This is a genomic window from Klenkia soli (assembly GCF_900103975.1).
GTDB lineage: Bacteria > Actinomycetota > Actinomycetes > Mycobacteriales > Geodermatophilaceae > Klenkia > Klenkia soli.
In genome coordinates this window covers 192,786-209,596 of sequence record NZ_FNIR01000002.1, presented here as the reverse complement: position 1 = coordinate 209,596, position 16,811 = coordinate 192,786, and the positions used below count along the sequence as shown (strand labels likewise).

Genomic DNA, 16,811 nt, shown 5'->3' with positions numbered 1-16,811 from the left:
GGCGGGAATGCTAACGCACGCGGCGTGGTTGCCTCACCATGAGGTAACCTCAGCATCGACCCGCCGACAGAGAGGGGGACGTGCATGCCACGCCCCGAGACCCGGCCCGCCGCGGCCGACAGGACCCAGCTCGAGCGCTCCCCCGTGTCCTTCCGACGCGTGCTGGCGCTCTTCCGCCCCCACCGGCTCCAGGTGGGCACCGTCATGGCGCTGATCGTGCTCAGCTCGCTGATCGCCCTGGCCACCCCGTTCCTGGTCCGCACCGTCATCGACGACGCCCTGCCGCACGCCGACGTCCGGCTGCTGGCCTGGGCCGTCGCCGGCATGGTCGCCGTCGCGGCGTCCACCGCGCTGCTCGGCGTCGTCCAGACCTGGCTCTCGACCACCGTCGGGCAGAAGGTGATGCACGGCCTGCGCACGTCGGTCTTCACCCACCTGCAGCGCCAGTCGCTGGGCTTCTTCACCCGCACCCGCGGCGGTGAGGTGCAGTCCCGGCTGACCAACGACATCGGCTCCATGCAGTCCGTGGTCACCTCGACCGCGACGAGCCTGGCCTCCAACGCCACCACCGTCGTCGGCACCGCGGTCGCCATGGCCGCGCTGAGCTGGCGGCTGTCCCTGCTCTCGCTCGTCGTCCTCCCGCCGGCCATCTGGCTGACCCGCAGGGTCGCGCTGCTGCGCCGCGAGGTCACCGGTGAGCGCCAGCGCCGCATGGCCGACATGCAGACCCAGGTCGAGGAGGGCCTGTCGATCTCCGGCGTCCAGCTGGGCAAGACCCTGGGCACCGGCCCGGCCCAGTCGGCCCGGTTCGCCACCACGTCGCAGGAGCTGGCCGCCCTCGAGGTCCGCTCGCAGCTGGCCGGCCGCTGGCGGATGGCCTCGATGAGCATCGTGTTCGCCGGCATCCCGGCGCTGATCTACCTGTTCGCCGGCCTGCCCGCGACGTCGGGCGGGATGACGATCGGCACCCTGGTGGCCTTCACCGCCCTGCAGGGCGCCCTGTTCCGCCCGCTGATGGGCCTGCTGGACGTCGGCGGCCAGCTGATCACCTCGATGGCGCTGTTCAGCCGGGTGTTCGAGTACCTCGACCTGCCGGTGGACATCGACGACCCGGCCCGGCCCGTGACGCTGCCCGAGGTCCGCGGCGAGGTCCGGCTGGAGGGCGTCTCGTTCTCCTACGGCGACCGGCCGGCGCTCAGCGACGTCGACCTCACCGTCCCCGCCGGGACGACGCTGGCCCTGGTCGGCGAGACCGGCTCGGGCAAGTCGACGTTGGCCTCCCTGGTCAGCCGGCTCAACGACGTCACGACCGGGCGGGTGACCATCGACGGGGTCGACGTCCGCGACCTGCCGCTGGCCGAGCTGGCCCGGGTGGTCGGCGTGGTCAGCCAGGAGACCTACCTGCTGCACACCACCATCCGCGAGAACCTGCGCTACGCGAAGCCCGACGCGACCGACGCCGAGATCGAGTCCGCCGCTCACCGGGCCCAGGTGCACGACGTCGTCGCCTCGCTGCCCGAGGGCTACGACACCCTCGTCGGCGCCCGCGGCCACCGGTTCTCCGGCGGGGAGAAGCAACGGCTGGCCATCGCCCGCACGCTGCTGCGCGACCCGCGGGTGCTGGTGCTGGACGAGGCGACCAGCGCGCTGGACAACGAGACCGAGCGCGCGGTGCAGGCGGCCCTCGACGAGGTCGCCCGCGGCCGGACGACGATCACCATTGCCCACCGGCTGTCCACCGTCCGCGACGCCGACACCATCGCGGTGCTCGACCACGGCCGCGTCGTCGAGCAGGGCACGCACGACGAGCTGGTCGCCGCCGGCGGCCGCTACGCCGCGCTCGCCGGGCCGGTCGCCGTCCCGGCGTGAGCCGCGCTAGCGTCGACCGGGTGGCCGTCGACGACCAGACCCTCGCCCGCTGGCAGCGGCTGTGCGCCCTGCTGGACGACGACCCCGAGCTCTGGCCGTCCGTGCAGGCCACCCTCGACGACCCGCCGGCCGACCCCTGGACCGCGCTGCTGGACGGCCTGGACGACGTCGGCGCCCTGGCCTACCTCGACCACGGCGACCAGGGCGAGGAGCTGGCCGACGCCCTGGCCCGGGTGCCGCGGGTGGTGCGGGCCCGGCTGGACCTCGGCCCGGTCACCGACACCGACGGCGACGTCCCCACCGCGGTGCGGGCAGCCGACGCCGTCCTCGCCCCCGCCGGGCTGTGCCTGGTCCACCTGGCCGAGGAGTCCGACGCCTACCCGCTGGTCGTCGTCCGCGCCGCCGACCGGGCCGAGATCGCGGCGCTGGCGCAGGAACTGGGGCACGACACCGCCCTCGGGTGAGGCCCCAGTACCATCCTCGGTGGCTCACGAGAGGCAGCGACAAGCACCTGGCTTGCTGCCCGGCAACCGCTACTCCGTCTGCGGTGCTCCCAGGGGAAGAGCCGGTCGGACGGCGCCCGCCGCCCGGCAACCGACGGAGTGCCCGCGCGCCGCGGGCCCTCCCGACACGAGGAGGACGGCGCACATGAGCGATTCCTGGAGCTTCGAGACCCGGCAGATCCACGCCGGCGCCAGCCCCGACCCCACCACCGGGGCCCGCGCGCTGCCGATCTACGCGACCACCAGCTACCAGTTCCGCGACAGCCAGCACGCCGCGGACCTGTTCGCGCTGGCCGAGATGGGCAACATCTACACCCGGATCATGAACCCGACGCAGGACGCGCTCGAGCAGCGCGTGGCCTCGCTCGAGGGCGGCGTCGCGGCCCTCGCGGTGGCCAGCGGCCAGGCCGCCGAGACGCTCGCGATCCTCAACCTGGCCGAGGCCGGCGACCACGTGGTGGCCTCGGCGTCGCTGTACGGCGGCACCTACAACCTGCTGCACCACTCGCTGCCCAAGCTGGGCATCACGGTCTCCTTCGTCGAGGACCCCGACGACCCGCAGGCCTGGCAGTCCCTCGTGCAGGACAACACCCGCGCCTTCTACGCCGAGACCATCGGCAACCCGAAGGGCGACGTCCTGGACATCGCCGCGGTCAGCGAGGTCGCGCACCGCAACGGCGTCCCGCTCATCGTCGACAACACCATCGCCACCCCGTACCTGATCCGGCCCATCGAGTTCGGCGCCGACGTCGTCGTGCACTCGGCCACCAAGTACCTGGGCGGGCACGGCACCGCCGTGGCCGGCGTCATCGTCGACAGCGGCAACTTCGACTGGACCGGGGGCAAGCACCCCATGTTCACCACCGCCGACCCGACCTACCACGGCGTGGTCTACGCCGACCTGGGCGCGCCGGCCTACGCGCTCAAGGCCCGGGTGCAGCTGCTGCGCGACCTCGGCCCGGCCATCTCGCCGTTCAACGCCTTCCTCGTGGTGCAGGGCATCGAGACGCTGAGCCTGCGGCTGGACCGGCACGTGGCCAACGCCCAGCGGGTGGCCGAGTGGCTCGAGGCCCGCGACGAGGTCGAGTCGGTGCACTACGCCGGTCTGCCGTCCTCCCCCTGGCACGAGGCCGCCAAGAAGTACTCCCCCAAGGGTCCCGGTGCCGTCCTCGCGTTCGAGATCGTCGGCGGCGTCGCGGCCGGCAAGGCGTTCGTGGAGGCCCTCGAGCTGCACAGCCACGTGGCCAACATCGGCGACGTCCGCAGCCTGGTCATCCACCCGGCCTCGACCACGCACTCCCAGCTCACCCCCGAGGAGCAGCTGACCACCGGTGTCACCCCCGGCCTGGTCCGCCTCGCGGTCGGCCTGGAGGGCATCGAGGACATCCTGGCCGACCTCGAGGCCGGCTTCCGCGCGGCGAAGAGCGCCTGAGGTGACGAGCGCGCGGGTGGTGGGGGTGCCCGCGCGCTCGGGTGGGTGGATCGAGGGCGACCCCACCGGCGATCGCCGGTTCGTCGACGTCGGCCCGCTGGAGCTCGAGCGCGGGGGATCGCTGCCCGGTGTCCGGGTGGCGTACGAGACGTGGGGCGATCCCGGGGATCCCCCGGTGCTGGTCGAGCACGCGCTCACCGGCGACAGCCACGTGGTCGGCCCCACCGGCCCGGGGCAGCCGACCCCGGGCTGGTGGGACGGCCTGGTCGGCCCGGGTGCCCCGTTGGACGGCACCTTCGTGGTCTGCGCCAACGTGCTCGGCGGCTGCCAGGGCACGACCGGGCCCTCCTCCGCGGCCCCCGACGGCCGCCCCTGGGGCTCCCGGTTCCCCGAGGTCACCATCGCCGACCAGGTCGAGGTCGAGGTCCGGCTGGCCGCCGCGCTGGGCATCGAGCGCTGGTCGGCGGTGATCGGCGGTTCGATGGGCGGCATGCGCGCCCTGGAGTGGGCCGTCGCCCACCCCGACCGGGTCGAGCGGTTGTTCTTCCTGGCGTCGGGCGCGGTGGCGACCGCCGACCAGATCGGCACCCAGACCACCCAGCAGGCCGCCGTCGTGTCCGACCCGCGCTGGGCCGGCGGCGACTACGCCGCCGGCGCGGGCCCGGTGGCCGGCCTCGGCATCGCCCGCCGCATCGCGCACCTGACCTACCGCAGCGCGTTCGAGCTGGAGACCCGGTTCGGCCACGACGTCCAGGACGACCAGCGCTTCGCGGTGGCCAGCTACCTCGAGCACCATGCCACCAAGCTCGCCGGCCGCTTCGACGCCGGCAGCTACGTGGTGCTCACCCAGGCCATGAACAGCTGGGACGTCGGCCGGGGGCGCGGTGGGGTGGAGGCCGCGCTGGCCCGGGTCACCGCCCGGTGCCTGGTCGCCGGCATCGACTCCGACCGGCTGTACCGGATCGAGGAGCAGCAGCGGGTGGCCGACGCGCTCGGTGTCCCGCTGCGGGTGGTGCCCAGCCCGTACGGACACGACGGCTTCCTGGTGGAGCGGGACGCCGTGGGCGCCCTGGTGCGGGAGCTGCTGGAGCTCCCGCACCAGGGCCGGTCGCTCAGTTCAGGATGATCGACAACGATCCCCCGCCGTAGCCCGCGACGGTCACGTCGAGGTCCAGGCGGTTGGTCGAACCGGTCAGCACCGCCAGGTCGGCGGGCACGGCCTCGCCGGGGGCGTAGAGCTTGTCCAGCTTCGAGTGCAGGACACCGCCGGCGTTGAACAGCGACGCGGCCACGTTGACCACCTCGTGCAGCACCTCGACCTGCATCTCCGACAGCTCGCCCTCCTCGACCGCGTCCTCGCACCCGCCCTTGGGCAGCAGGGCCAGGGCCCCGGCGCACCAGGCCGCGAGCGGCAGGTCGATCAGGACGACCGCGTTGAGCCCGTAGCCGGGGTCGACGTAGGTCGCGAAGGCCGTCGGCCGGGACGGCGTCGGGGTGACCGGCGCACCGGGAGCCACCGTGACGGCCCGGCCGAGGAGCCCCTGGAGCAGGTCCAGGACAGCCTTGTTGGTGGGCAGCCCGGTCTTGACCGGGGCGCTCACGCCAGCACCGTGTCCAGTTCGTCGCGGAAGGTGTCCGCGGTGAACGGCTTGGCGATGAGGAACAGCGCGCCGGCCTGGCTGGCCTGCTCGCGCATCTCCGGCGACCCCTCCGAGGTGACGAACCCGAACGGCACCGAGGAGCCCTGCGCCCGCAGCGCGCGCAGGCACTCGATGCCGGTCATGTTCGGCATGTTCCAGTCCGAGAGCACCAGGTCCGGCGCGTCGCTGGCGACCTTCGCCAGGCACTCCACGCCGTCCTCCGCCTCGACGATGTCGACGTCGTCGTACCCCGCCTGGCGGAGCGTGCGGACGACGATCTGCCGCATCACGCGGCTGTCGTCGGTGACCAGGATCTTCACTGCGGGACCTCCGTGGTGGTGAACACGGGCGCCTCCGTGGCGCCCTGGATGGTGATGGCCAGGTCGTGGCCGCGCCAGCTGGCGGCCACCCGACAGGTGTCGACGTCGGCCGCGCGCAGCGGGGCGACGCCGGTCTCGGGCAGGCCCAGGGCCGAGGGACCCGGGAGCAGGGACTTCACGTTGCCGCCGAGGATGTTGGCCAGCTCGCGGAGCACGTCGTCGACGTCCTCGGCGGTGACCTCCTCGTCGGCCCGCATCTGCAGCACCGACCGGGTCAGGTCGGCGGTGCCGGCCTCGTCGCAGGTCAGCACGACCAGCCCGTTCCACGGTCCGGTGACCGTGACCCAGGCGCTGGGCCCGAGGACGACGGGCCCGTCGTGGCCGGGGACGAGGAACTCCTCCTCGCCGACCAGCGCGCTCCACACCTCGCCGGCGACCGCGGTGACCGTCTCGCCGTCGAGCAGGTGGGTGATCGGGGCGCTCACGCCGGGACCCCGGTGGGGAGCAGGCCGAGCAGGGCCAGCTTGTCGCCGATGGCGTCGGCGGTGAACGGCTTGATGACGTACTCGTGGGCGCCGGCGGCCAGCGCCTTGACGATCTGGCCGTGCTCGCTCTCGGTGGTGACCATCATCAGCGTCACCGACCGCCAGGCCGGGTTGGCCCGGACGGCGGAGACGAACTGCAGCCCGTCCATCACCGGCATGTTCCAGTCGATGCAGGCCAGGTCGGGGACCCAGCCCTCCTCGAGCACGTCCAGGGCCTCCCGGCCGTGCCCGGCGGGACGGGTCTCGTACCCGAAGCCCTCCAGGATCGACGCGACGATCCGGCGCATGGCGCGGGAGTCGTCGATCACCAGCGCTCGCATGTCAGTTCCCCTTCGTCGGTCGGTAGGCGGAGCCGCGGCCGCAGGGGACCCGCTCCCAGGTGTCGTCGACACCCAAGGTCGTCTCGGCTGCCCCCAGGAAGAGCCAGCCGTCCGGTCGCATGACCTGCCGGACCTTGCGCAGCACCTCGCGCTTGGTCGGCGGGTCGAAGTAGATGAGCACGTTGCGCAGGTAGACCACGTCGAACGGGCCCAGGCGGGGGAACGGGCCCGCCAGGTTCAGCTCGCTGGCGGTGACCATCTGGCGCAGTGCGGGGGCGATCTCCCACTCCGTGCCGACCCGGGTGAAGTGCCGGACCAGCATGGGGGCCGGCAGGCCCCGGTTGACCTCGAGCTGGCTGAACCGGCCGGCCCGGGTGCGGGCCACCATGTCGCGGGACAGGTCGGTCGCGGTGATCCTGACCCGGCCGGCGGCGCCGGGCAGCGCGTCGGCCAGCAGCATGCCGATCGTGTACGCCTCCTGCCCGCTCGAGCAGGCCGCGGACCAGATGTTGATCTGCTCGTTCGGCCGACGGGCGGCCTGCAGGGCCGGGACGACGGTGCTGGTCAGCGTGGTGAACGGGTCGCCGTCCCGGAACCAGGAGGTCTCGTTCGTGGTCAGCGCCTCGACGATGCGGCGGTTGGTCGCCGGGTCGGGGCGCGAGCGCACCCGGTCGACGAGCTCGGCGACGCCGGCGAGCCCCATCTGCCGGGCCAGCGGCATGAGCCGGGCCTCGACCAGGTACTCCTTGCCGGGGGCCAGCACGATCGCGGACTCCCGTCGCACCAGCTGGCAGACCCAGTCGAAGCCGGGGGTGGCGAGGGCGGTGGTCATGGACGAGCTCCAACCAGGGTCGAGGGTCGGGTGCCGGCGAGTCGGAGGATGGTGTCGGTGACGCGGTCCAGCGGGACGACCTCGTCGGCGTGGCCGGCCTGCGTCACCGCGCCGGGCATGCCCCAGACGACGGACGTGGCCTGGTCCTGGGCGACGACGGTGCCGCCGGCCTCGCGGATGCGACCGGTGCCCAGCTTCCCGTCCGACCCCATGCCGGTGAGGACGACGGCCAGCACGGCGCCGTCGTAGGCGGCCGCGGCGGACCGGAAGAGGACGTCGACGGCCGGCCGGCAGAAGTTCTCCGGGGCGGCCTGGTCCAGGGCGGTGCGCCGGACGCCGGCGCCGGGTGCCACGGTGAGGTGGAAGTCGCCGGGGGCGATGTGCACCGTCCCGGGGCCGATCGGCACGCCTGCGGTCGCCTCGACGACGGTCAGCGCGCTCAACCGGTCCAGCCGGCCGGCGAACTGCTTGGTGAACACCGGCGGCATGTGCTGGACGACGAGCACGGGGAGCGGGAAGTCCCGCGGCAGCCGCGGGATGACCTTGGTGAGGGCGTCGGGTCCACCGGTCGAGGACCCGATCACCAGGACGGCGGGGGCCTTCCGCACACCGCGGCGCGCCGCGGGCGGGGGGACGACGGCCGCGCGGGGGGCGGCCGGGGCGAGGGCCGGGCCGAGCGGGCGGCCGGTGAGGACCTTGATCCGCGGGATGAGCTGCTCGCGGACGCTCTCCTTGGACTGCATGATGCTGCCGACGTTGGCCGGCTTCGTCACGTAGTCGTCGGCACCCGCGGCCAGCGCGTCCAGCGTGGCGGTCGCGCCCCGCTCGGTGAGCGTGGAGAACATGATGATCGGGGTGCGCCGACCGGTGGCCCGGATGGCCGCGACGGTCTGGATGCCGTTGAGCTCGGGCATCTCGATGTCCATCGTGATCAGGTCCGGCCGCAGCTGGTCGATCTTGGCCAACGCCACCTTGCCGTTGACCGCGGTGCCCACGACCTCGATGGCCGGGTCCTCGCTGAGCACGTCGGTGACGATCTTGCGGACGACGATCGAGTCGTCGACCACCATCACCCGGATCGGGGGCACGGCATCCTGCTCTCTGCTGGGGCCGGCCCGGGGGCAGCCAGTGGTAGGAGTGTCGGCACGGGGGCGTGGTACTTGAGCCGGGTCGGTCACCCGGGGACGCGGTGCACCCCCGTGGGGTGGTCCCCCTCGGCGAGCAGCCACGGCAGCAGCAGCTGGTCCAGCGACGCGCCGTCGAGCAGGTCGTTCATGGCCACCGCCTGGACGCAGCCCGCCACCGCGTTCCACAGCCCGCGCGCCCCGTCGCCGGCGGTGAAGCCGGACTCCCGGAAGGCCCGCACCGCCATCAGCTGGGCCGCCGCCAGGGCGCGGGTCCGCCCGGACACGTGGGCGGCCCAGGCGGCCCCGTGCATGGCGGCCGCCCAGTCCCGCCGGCCCTCGCGCACCTCGTCGACGGCGACCCGCCACCGGCCACGGGCCAGCTCGTCGAAGCCGGCGACCCGGTCCAGCGCCGCGTGGAGGGCCTCGGCGCTCGGGCCGAGGTCGGGGAGCGGTACCGGGCGGACGTGGTCGACCGCCCGCCGGGCCGCGCGCCGGTCCTCCTCCGGCACCGCGGGCCCGCCCCAGGCGGCGATCGCCGCGTCGGACAGCACCTCGGCAGCCAGGTCCCGCACGTCGGGACCGACGGCCACGGCCGAGGTCGACCCCGCACCCAGCACGTCGTCCCGGAGCACCCGCTCCAGCGCTGCCGCGTCCCCGATGGTGCCCTGCTCGAGCAGGGCGACCAGAGCCGCGGTCCGGTCCTGCGGCGGGGCATCGAGCGACCGCAGCCCCGGGACCCCGGCCGTGGCCAGCTCCCGGATCCGGGTCGACCGCTCGGCCCAGCGGGTGCGCTGCGACGCGGTACCCGTGGCCACCGGGTGCTGGGCCGCCCAGCCCTGCAGGTGCTCGGGGCCGGCGCCCAGACCCGCCAGCAGGACCGCCGCGACGTCCGGGCCGCCGGAAAGGCGGACCAGGTCGAAGCCGAGCGTGGCGGCGCTGACCAGCGTGTAGGGCATGTCCGGGGCCTAGAAGGTGAAGCCGCGGACGGTGGTGTGCAGGTCGCCGGCCATGCGGGCCAGCTCGTCGACGGCGACCCGGGTCTGCCCCAGCGCCTGCGTCGTCGAGCCCGCCGCGCCGGACACCCCGGTGATCGTGGCGGCGATCTCCGTCGTCCCGCCCGCGGCCTCGGCCACCGACCGGGACATCTCGTTCGTCGTCGCCGTCTGCTCCTCGACCGCGGTGGCGATGGTCAGCTGGTAGTCGTTGATCTGGCCGATGACGGTGCCGATCCGGCCGATGGCGGCCACGGCGCCCCCGGTGTCGGCCTGGATGGCCTCCACGCGGCGGGCGATGTCCTCCGTGGCCCGGGCGGTCTCCTGCGCGAGCTCCTTGACCTCGTTGGCCACCACGGCGAAGCCCTTGCCCGCCTCACCGGCGCGGGCGGCCTCGATGGTGGCGTTGAGCGCGAGCAGGTTGGTCTGCTCGGCGATGCTCGTGATCACCTTGATCACGTCACCGATCTCCTTGGAGGAGACCCCCAGCTTGGTGATGGTGGCGTTGGTGGCCTCGGCCTCGCTCACGGCCTCCGCGGCGACCCGGGCGGCCTCGTTGGCGTTCTGCGCGATCTCCCGAATCGAGGCGCTCATCTGCTCCGCACCCGCGGCCACCGTGGCCACGCTGCGCGACACCTCCTCGGCTGCTCCGGACACCGCACCGGACTGCACGCTGGTCTGCTCCGCCGACGCCGAGATCTGCGCGGCCGACGCCGACAGCTCCTCGCTCGAGGCAGCCACCGCATCGGCCGACCCGACCACCGAGGACATCAGCGAGCGCAGGTTGCCCAGTGCCTCGTCGAGGGCCACGGCGGTGTCGCCGACCTCGTCGGCCCGGCGCACCCCGGTGCTGCGGGTGAGGTCGCCGGCCGCGAGCGCGGTGGCCGAGTCCCGGAGCCGCCGCAGGCCCGAGACCATCCGCCCGGACAGCCACACCGCCAGCGCGAGGACGAGGACGAGCCCGAGACCGAGGGCCCCGGCGACCAGCCAGGTCGACCGGGTCTGCGCGGACTGGGCGGCAGCGGTCTCGGCGTCCACCCGGTCGGACAGCGAGTCGTGCAGGTCCTCGGTCAGCTGCAGCAGCTGGTAGTAGATGTCGTACCCCTGGCCCAGGACGATCGCGTCCCCGGCGTCCGTGGTGGCGGGGGTGTTCTTCGAGTAGGCCAGCACAGCTTGGTCGTCGGCGTCGAAGTAGGCGTCCCACTGGTCGTTGATCTGGGCGTAGGTCGCGCGCTCGGAGCTGGACAGGGCGTCGACGGGCATGCTGTCCAGCGTCGCCTCGAGGGACCGCTCCGAGTCCAGGAACCCCTTGCGGTTGGCGCTGGTGGGGTCGATGGCCACCAGGGGGCTGACCCGCCGGGCGTCCCACGCATAGGCGACCTGCCAGCCGCTGATGTCGGCGTCGGCGGTCTGGATCCGCTGCGCGACGGTCAACGCCCCCTGCATCTCGAGCACCGAGTCGAGGTGGTGACGGGCGGTGCCGAGCCCGGCGATGCCGACCGCGCCGACGGCGGCGGCCGCGACGATGCCGGCCGCACCGACGGCGATCACCTGCGGGCGGATGCCGAAACGGCGCCCGCGGGTGGCCGCGGCCGTGTCGGTGGTGGTCATGGGTGGCTCCTCGGTTCTGCTGGTGAGCGGGTCAGTAGGTGAAGCGGCCGACGGTGGTGCGCAGGTCGGCGGCCATCCGGGACAGCTCGTCGACGGCCACCCGGGTCTGGCCCAGGGCCTGCGTGGTCGAGGACGCCGCACCCGAGACCCCGGTGATGTTGGCGGCGATCTCCGTCGTGCCACCCGCGGCCTCGGCCACGCTGCGCGACATCTCGTTCGTCGTGGCCGTCTGCTCCTCCACCGCGGAGGCGATGGTCAGCTGGTAGTCGTTGATCTGCCCGATCACCTCACCGATCCGCCCGATCGCCGCGACCGCACCCCCGGTGTCGGCCTGGATGGCCTCCACCCGACGCGCGATGTCCTCCGTCGCCCGCGCGGTCTCCTGCGCCAGCTCCTTGACCTCGTTGGCCACCACGGCGAAGCCCTTGCCCGCCTCACCGGCCCGGGCGGCCTCGATCGTGGCGTTCAGCGCCAGCAGGTTCGTCTGCTCCGCGATGCTCGTGATCACCTTCACCACGTCGCCGATCTCCTTCGAGGACAGCCCCAGCTTCTGGATCGTCTGGTTCGTCGCCTCGGCCTCGGTCACCGCACCAGCAGCCACCCGCGCCGCCTCGTTGGCGTTCTGCGCGATCTCCCGGATCGAGGCCGTCATCTCCTCGGCACCGGCAGCCACCGTCGCCACCGACCGCGACACCTCATCGGCCGCACCCGACACCAACCCCGACTGCAGGCTCGTCTCCTCCGCCGACGCCGAGATCTGCGCCGAGGACGCCGACAACTCCTCGCTCGAGGCAGCCACAGCGTCCGCGGACCCGACGACGGTGGACATGAGCCCGCGCAGGTCGACCAGCGCGCTGTCCAGCAGGGCCGCCGTCTGGCCGACCTCGTCGCGGGACGTGATGCCGGTCTGCACGGTGAGGTCGCCCCCGGCCAGCCCGGTGACGGCCGTCTGCAGCTTCCGCAGCCGTCCGACGATCGACCGGGCGACGACGAACCCGAGCCCGAGCGCCACGGCCAGTCCGACGAGCAGGGTGGCCAGCAGCTCCCACCGGGTGGAGCGGTAGGCCGTCTCGGCTGCCGCCGCGTCGGTGGCCGCGGCGGCGGCGCGGTCGGCGGCCAGGCCGTCGAGGGCGTCCACGACCCCCGTCATCAGCGGGGTGACCTCGGTGTCGCGCAGGTTCTGCCAACCGGCCCGGTCGCCGGCGGCGGTGAAGGCGTCCAGCTGGGCGGTCAGCTCGATGTAGCGGTCGATCCCGTCGACCGCGTCGGAGACCACGCCGCGGTCGGAGGAGGAGAGCGTGACGGTGTCCAGCAGCTGCTGCGCCGCGGCGTCGAAGGCCGTGACGGCGTCGCCCCGGGTGCTGGTCCACTTCGCGAGGGTGTCGGCGTCACCGGCGTTGGTGGCGTTGGTGCGGTTGAGCTGCGCGAACCGGATGGAGATCAGCTGGAAGCGCATCTCCTGCGCGAGCTGGACGCCCCGGACGTCGTCGGCGTAGACGACCTGGGTGCGGTCCGCCGAGGCGGACAGGGCGGTGAGACCGGTGATCCCGACGGCCGCGGCCGCGACGGCGGCGACCAGGACGGCAGCGACGATCTTGGTGCGGACGCCCAGGGAACCCAGGCGGGTGCGGACGGTGCTCATGGGGGCCTCTTCGGTTCAGGGGTGGCGGTGGACCGGGGAGGTCAGTGGGTGAAGCGGCCGACGGTGGTGCGGAGGTCGGCGGCCATGCGGGACAGCTCGTCGACGGCGACGCGGGTCTGGCCGAGCGCCTCGGTGGTCGAGGTGGCGGACCCGGAGACGCCGGTGATGGTGGCGGCGATCTCGGTGGTCCCGCCCGCGGCCTCGGCCACGCTGCGCGACATCTCGTTGGTGGTGGCGGTCTGCTCCTCGACCGCGCTGGCGATGGTCAGCTGGTAGTCGTTGATCTGGCCGATGACGGTGCCGATCCGGCCGATCGCCGCGACCGCACCGCCGGTGTCGTTCTGGATGGCCTCCACCCGGCGGGCGATGTCCTCGGTCGCCCGGGCGGTCTCCCGGGCGAGCTCCTTGACCTCGTTGGCCACGACGGCGAAGCCCTTGCCCGCCTCGCCGGCCCGGGCGGCCTCGATCGTCGCGTTCAGGGCCAGCAGGTTGGTCTGCCCGGCGATCGCGGTGATGACCTTGACGACGTCGCCGATCTCCTTCGAGGACGCCCCCAGCCGGGCGATCGTGGCGTTGGTGGCCTCCGCCTCGCTCACCGCCTCGGCGGCGACCCGGGCGGCCTCGTTGGCGTTCTGCGCGATCTCCCGGATCGAGGCACTCATCTGCTCCGCACCGGCGGCCACCGTGGCCACGCTGCGCGACACCTCGTCGGCCGCACCCGAGACCAGCCCCGACTGCAGGCTCGTCTCCTGCGACGAGGCCGAGATGCGCGCCGACGACGAGGCGAGCTGCTGGCTCGAGGCGGCCACCGCGTCGGCCGAGCCGATCACCGCGGCCATGACCCCCCGCAGCTGCTCGGCGGCGGCGTCGAGAGCGGCACCGGTCCGACCCATCTCGTCCCGACCGGTCAGCCCGGTGCGCTGGGTCAGGTCACCGGCGCCGAGGCCCTCGGCGACCTCGCGGATCCGGTCCAGCGGACGGGCCACCGACCGGGTGACCGCCCAGGCGAGCAGGGCGGCCAGCAGTAGGCCGGCGGCACCGGCGGACCACAGCAGCCAGGTCGCCCGGGTCTGCGCGGCCGACTGCCGGTCGGCCAGGGCGTCCAGGCGGTCCTGGGCCGATCCGGCGATGGTGTCGGCGATGCCCAGCACCACCGTGTAGGCCGCGCCGGCGTCACCGCCGTTGATCGAGGTCTGGGCCTGGGCGAGCCCGGCCTGCGTGCCGGGGCGGATCCAGGCGATGACCTGGTCGTCCCAGGAGTAGTAGCTGTCCCAGGCCGGCCGGAGCTGGTCGAAGGCGGCCAGCTCGGCGGCGTCCATCCCGGAGGTGTCGACCGCGTCCAGCCACTGGTAGATCGAGGCCTTGCTGGCCAGGAAGCCGGCGCGGTTGTAGGAGTCGTCCTGCAGGGACGCCTCGGGGCCGAACGCCGCGACGTCGGCGAGCACGAAGCCCTGCCACCCGGTCGCGTCGGCGATCTGGAAGCGCATCGTCTCGGCGTCCCGCAGCACGCCGTCGGCGGCGCGCACCTGCTGGGCCAGCTGCCGCTGCTGGCCGACCGCGGCCACCCCGCCCACCGCGCAGAGCACGAGCAGCAGGGCCACCCCGCCGAAGGCCAGGGCCAGCTTGGTGCGCAGACCTGCGCGGCCGAGCCCGCGGCGGCTCGTCGTGTGGTCGGTCATGTCCGGTCCTCCTCGGTCGTCCGACGGTGGGTGGGGTGGGTCAGTAGGTGAAGCGGCCGACGGTGGTGCGCAGGTCGGCGGCCATCCGGGACAGCTCGTCGACGGCCACCCGGGTCTGGCCCAGGGCCTGCGTGGTCGAGGACGCCGCACCCGAGACCCCGGTGATGTTGGCGGCGATCTCCGTCGTGCCACCCGCGGCCTCGGCCACGCTGCGCGACATCTCGTTGGTGGTGGCCGTCTGCTCCTCCACCGCGGAGGCGATGGTCAGCTGGTAGTCGTTGATCTGCCCGATCACCTCACCGATCCGCCCGATCGCCGCGACCGCACCCCCGGTGTCGGCCTGGATGGCCTCCACCCGGCGGGCGATGTCCTCGGTCGCCCGGGCGGTCTCCTGCGCGAGCTCCTTGACCTCGTTGGCCACCACGGCGAAGCCCTTGCCCGCCTCACCGGCCCGGGCGGCCTCGATCGTGGCGTTGAGCGCCAGCAGGTTGGTCTGCTCCGCGATGCTCGTGATCACCTTCACCACGTCGCCGATCTCCTTCGAGGACAGCCCCAGCTTCTGGATCGTCTGGTTCGTCGCCTCGGCCTCGGTCACCGCACCAGCAGCCACCCGCGCCGCCTCGTTGGCGTTCTGCGCGATCTCCCGGATCGAGGCCGACATCTCCTCCGCACCGGCAGCCACCGTCGCCACCGACCGCGACACCTCATCGGCCGCACCCGACACCAACCCCGACTGCAGGCTCGTCTCCTCCGCCGACGCCGAGATCTGCGCCGAGGACGCCGACAACTCCTCGCTCGAGGCAGCCACAGCATCGGCCGACCCGACCACCGAGGCCATCAGCGTGCGGAGGTTGCCCATCGCCTCGTCCAGCGCCGTGCCCATCCGGCCCAGCTCGTCGCGCGTCGTCGAGCCGACCGTCGCGGTGAGGTCGCCGGCGGCCAGCGCCTCGGCCACCCCCTGGACCCGGCGCATGCCCCGGCCCACGGCGCGGGCCACCAGCCAGCCGACGGCCAGGGCGAGCAGGATGCCCAGGACCAGCACCACGATGCTCGTCGTGCGGGCGGAGTCCGCATCGGCCCGGGCGGCCGCGGCGGCCTGCTCCGCCTGCTGGGTCTCGACGTCGCGCAGCGAGCCCAGCTGGTCGGTGATCTGGCCGAGCGCACCGTTGGCGTCGTTCGCCGTGATCCACCCGGCGTAGTCGTTGGCCATCGACAGCGGGGTGAGCGTGGTGTCGAAGAAGTTCTTCCAGTCGGCGAGGTCGGCCGCGGCGGCATCCACCACGTCCTGCTTGTCGGGGGTCATCCCGAACTCGGTGTAGCTCGCCTGGTCCGTCGCGTAGGCCTCGAGGATCGTGCCCACCGAGTCCACCGCCGTCGTGGTGGCCTGCTGGTCCGCGGCGAGGATGGCGTTCCGGGACGCGACCCGGAGCTGCTGGACGTCGTCGATCATCGCGCCGATCGCCACCACGCTGGTCACGTTGTTCTCGTAGATGGACTGGCTGGTGTCGGCGGCGCTGTCCAGGGCGCGGAGCCCCAGGACACCGATGGTGCCGGCGACCAGCGAGGCGACGCCGACGGCGGCGAGCACCTTCACGGTGACGCTGCGGTCACCCCACCAGCGGTCGGATCGCGAGCGCGTGGTGGGCAGGGGGGTGGACACGGGGTCTCCTCGGGTGCGGCCGACGGTGCGGGCCTGGTCATGGGTGCGGGGCGGTTCGAGGGGGTCCCGGGTGCGGGTCGGCGTCGTCGCCGTGGGGCGGCGGGCGGCGGAGCCGGCCCGCCGCCGCACCGGAGTCGTGCGGTCGTGCAGTCGTGCGGTCGTGCGGTCGTGCGGTCGTGCGTGCAGTGCTGGGGTCAGGCGGCGACGACGCGGGCGACGTCCAGGGCCAGCAGCAGCCGGCCGTCGAGCTTGTAGGCACCGCGGATCAGCTCGCGGCCCCGCCCGTCGAGGGTGTCCGGCGGTTGCTCGAAGTCGACGGCGTCGACGTGGACGACGTCTGCGATGCCGTCGACCAGGAAGCTGACGGCTTCGCCGTGCATCCGGACGACGATGACCACGGCCTCGGCTCCCTCGGCCCGGGCCGGGCGGCCCAGCCGCTCGCGGAGCTCGATCGCGGTGACGACCTGGCCGCGCAGGTTGATCAGGCCGGCGACGGCCGGCGGTGCGAGGGGGACCCGGGTGAGCTTCTGCGCCCGGAGCACCTCCTGCACGTGCTCGACCTCGACGCCGTACAGGTCGCCGTCCAGCCAGAAGGTGGCCAGCTGGGCGGTGCCCTCGGTGGTAGCCGTGCTGCTCATG

The 16,811-nt window shown here is 73.6% G+C and carries 15 protein-coding genes, 1 pseudogene and 1 riboswitch; of the genes and pseudogenes, 4 read left to right on the top strand and 12 right to left on the bottom strand.

The genetic code is table 11. The annotated features are described in order from the left end of the window. The first annotated feature begins 84 nt into the window (after nt 1–84). The 4 genes and pseudogenes from BLS67_RS03890 to metX all read left to right on the top strand — a co-directional run bounded on the left by BLS67_RS03890 (nt 85) and on the right by metX (nt 4,930). Complete coding sequence (locus BLS67_RS03890) at nt 85–1,869, top strand: ABC transporter ATP-binding protein (protein ID WP_091240046.1); 1,785 nt, start codon at nt 85–87, stop codon at nt 1,867–1,869. Continuing rightward, complete coding sequence (locus BLS67_RS03885; RefSeq protein WP_131801669.1) at nt 1,866–2,333, top strand: DUF6630 family protein; 468 nt, start codon at nt 1,866–1,868, stop codon at nt 2,331–2,333. Before BLS67_RS03890 ends, BLS67_RS03885 begins: the two co-directional genes overlap by 4 nt. A gap of 22 nt (nt 2,334–2,355) precedes the next feature. Next, nucleotides 2,356–2,472: riboswitch (SAM riboswitch) on the top strand. 42 nt (nt 2,473–2,514) lie between these two features. Next, nucleotides 2,515–3,804: pseudogene (locus BLS67_RS03880) on the top strand (bifunctional o-acetylhomoserine/o-acetylserine sulfhydrylase); the annotation flags it as partial. 1 nt (nt 3,805) lies between these two features. Next, complete coding sequence (gene metX / locus BLS67_RS03875) at nt 3,806–4,930, top strand: homoserine O-acetyltransferase MetX (RefSeq protein WP_091240035.1); 1,125 nt, start codon at nt 3,806–3,808, stop codon at nt 4,928–4,930. On the opposite strand, the gene BLS67_RS03870 is transcribed toward metX, so the two are convergent. From BLS67_RS03870 to BLS67_RS03815, 12 genes are all read right to left on the bottom strand, one after another. Beyond that, a complete protein-coding gene (locus BLS67_RS03870; protein WP_091240032.1) occupies nt 4,917–5,405 on the bottom strand; it encodes a hypothetical protein in 489 nt (162 codons plus the stop codon). The two genes, metX and BLS67_RS03870, sit on opposite strands and share 14 nt — an antisense overlap. Then, nucleotides 5,402–5,764, bottom strand: coding sequence for a response regulator (locus BLS67_RS03865; protein ID WP_091240029.1), 363 nt, complete (start codon nt 5,762–5,764; stop codon nt 5,402–5,404). Before BLS67_RS03865 ends, BLS67_RS03870 begins: the two co-directional genes overlap by 4 nt. Next, nucleotides 5,761–6,249: a chemotaxis protein CheX gene (locus BLS67_RS03860; RefSeq protein WP_091240026.1), complete on the bottom strand. Its 489-nt coding sequence runs from the start codon at nt 6,247–6,249 to the stop codon at nt 5,761–5,763. The genes BLS67_RS03865 and BLS67_RS03860 overlap by 4 nt, the downstream gene beginning before the upstream one ends. Continuing rightward, a complete protein-coding gene (locus BLS67_RS03855; RefSeq protein ID WP_091240023.1) occupies nt 6,246–6,629 on the bottom strand; it encodes a response regulator in 384 nt (127 codons plus the stop codon). The genes BLS67_RS03860 and BLS67_RS03855 overlap by 4 nt, the downstream gene beginning before the upstream one ends. A 1-nt stretch (nt 6,630) precedes the next feature. Continuing rightward, the gene (locus BLS67_RS03850) at nt 6,631–7,461 is read right to left on the bottom strand and encodes a CheR family methyltransferase (protein ID WP_091240021.1); all 831 of its coding nucleotides are present in this window, start codon (nt 7,459–7,461) and stop codon (nt 6,631–6,633) included. After that, nucleotides 7,458–8,549 carry a protein-glutamate methylesterase/protein-glutamine glutaminase gene (locus tag BLS67_RS03845; RefSeq protein ID WP_091240019.1) on the bottom strand — a complete coding sequence of 364 codons (1,092 nt, stop codon included), beginning with the start codon at nt 8,547–8,549 and terminating at the stop codon, nt 7,458–7,460. Before BLS67_RS03845 ends, BLS67_RS03850 begins: the two co-directional genes overlap by 4 nt. 86 nt (nt 8,550–8,635) lie before the next feature. Continuing rightward, nucleotides 8,636–9,544, bottom strand: coding sequence for a hypothetical protein (locus tag BLS67_RS03840; RefSeq protein WP_207500244.1), 909 nt, complete (start codon nt 9,542–9,544; stop codon nt 8,636–8,638). A gap of 9 nt (nt 9,545–9,553) precedes the next feature. Further along, the gene (locus tag BLS67_RS03835; protein WP_091240015.1) at nt 9,554–11,191 is read right to left on the bottom strand and encodes a methyl-accepting chemotaxis protein; all 1,638 of its coding nucleotides are present in this window, start codon (nt 11,189–11,191) and stop codon (nt 9,554–9,556) included. 31 nt (nt 11,192–11,222) lie between these two features. Continuing rightward, a complete protein-coding gene (locus tag BLS67_RS03830; RefSeq protein ID WP_091240012.1) occupies nt 11,223–12,833 on the bottom strand; it encodes a methyl-accepting chemotaxis protein in 1,611 nt (536 codons plus the stop codon). A 41-nt stretch (nt 12,834–12,874) separates the two neighbouring features. Further along, nucleotides 12,875–14,512 carry a methyl-accepting chemotaxis protein gene (locus BLS67_RS03825; protein WP_091240008.1) on the bottom strand — a complete coding sequence of 546 codons (1,638 nt, stop codon included), beginning with the start codon at nt 14,510–14,512 and terminating at the stop codon, nt 12,875–12,877. Nucleotides 14,513–14,552: 40 nt separating this feature from the next. Next, entirely contained in the window at nt 14,553–16,172 is a 1,620-nt protein-coding gene (locus BLS67_RS03820) for a methyl-accepting chemotaxis protein (protein WP_091240663.1), read from the bottom strand. Nucleotides 16,173–16,366: 194 nt separating this feature from the next. After that, nucleotides 16,367–16,810 (bottom strand): chemotaxis protein CheW, encoded by a 444-nt coding sequence (locus BLS67_RS03815; protein WP_091240005.1) that lies wholly within the window; start codon nt 16,808–16,810, stop codon nt 16,367–16,369. Nucleotide 16,811: the final 1 nt, after the last annotated feature.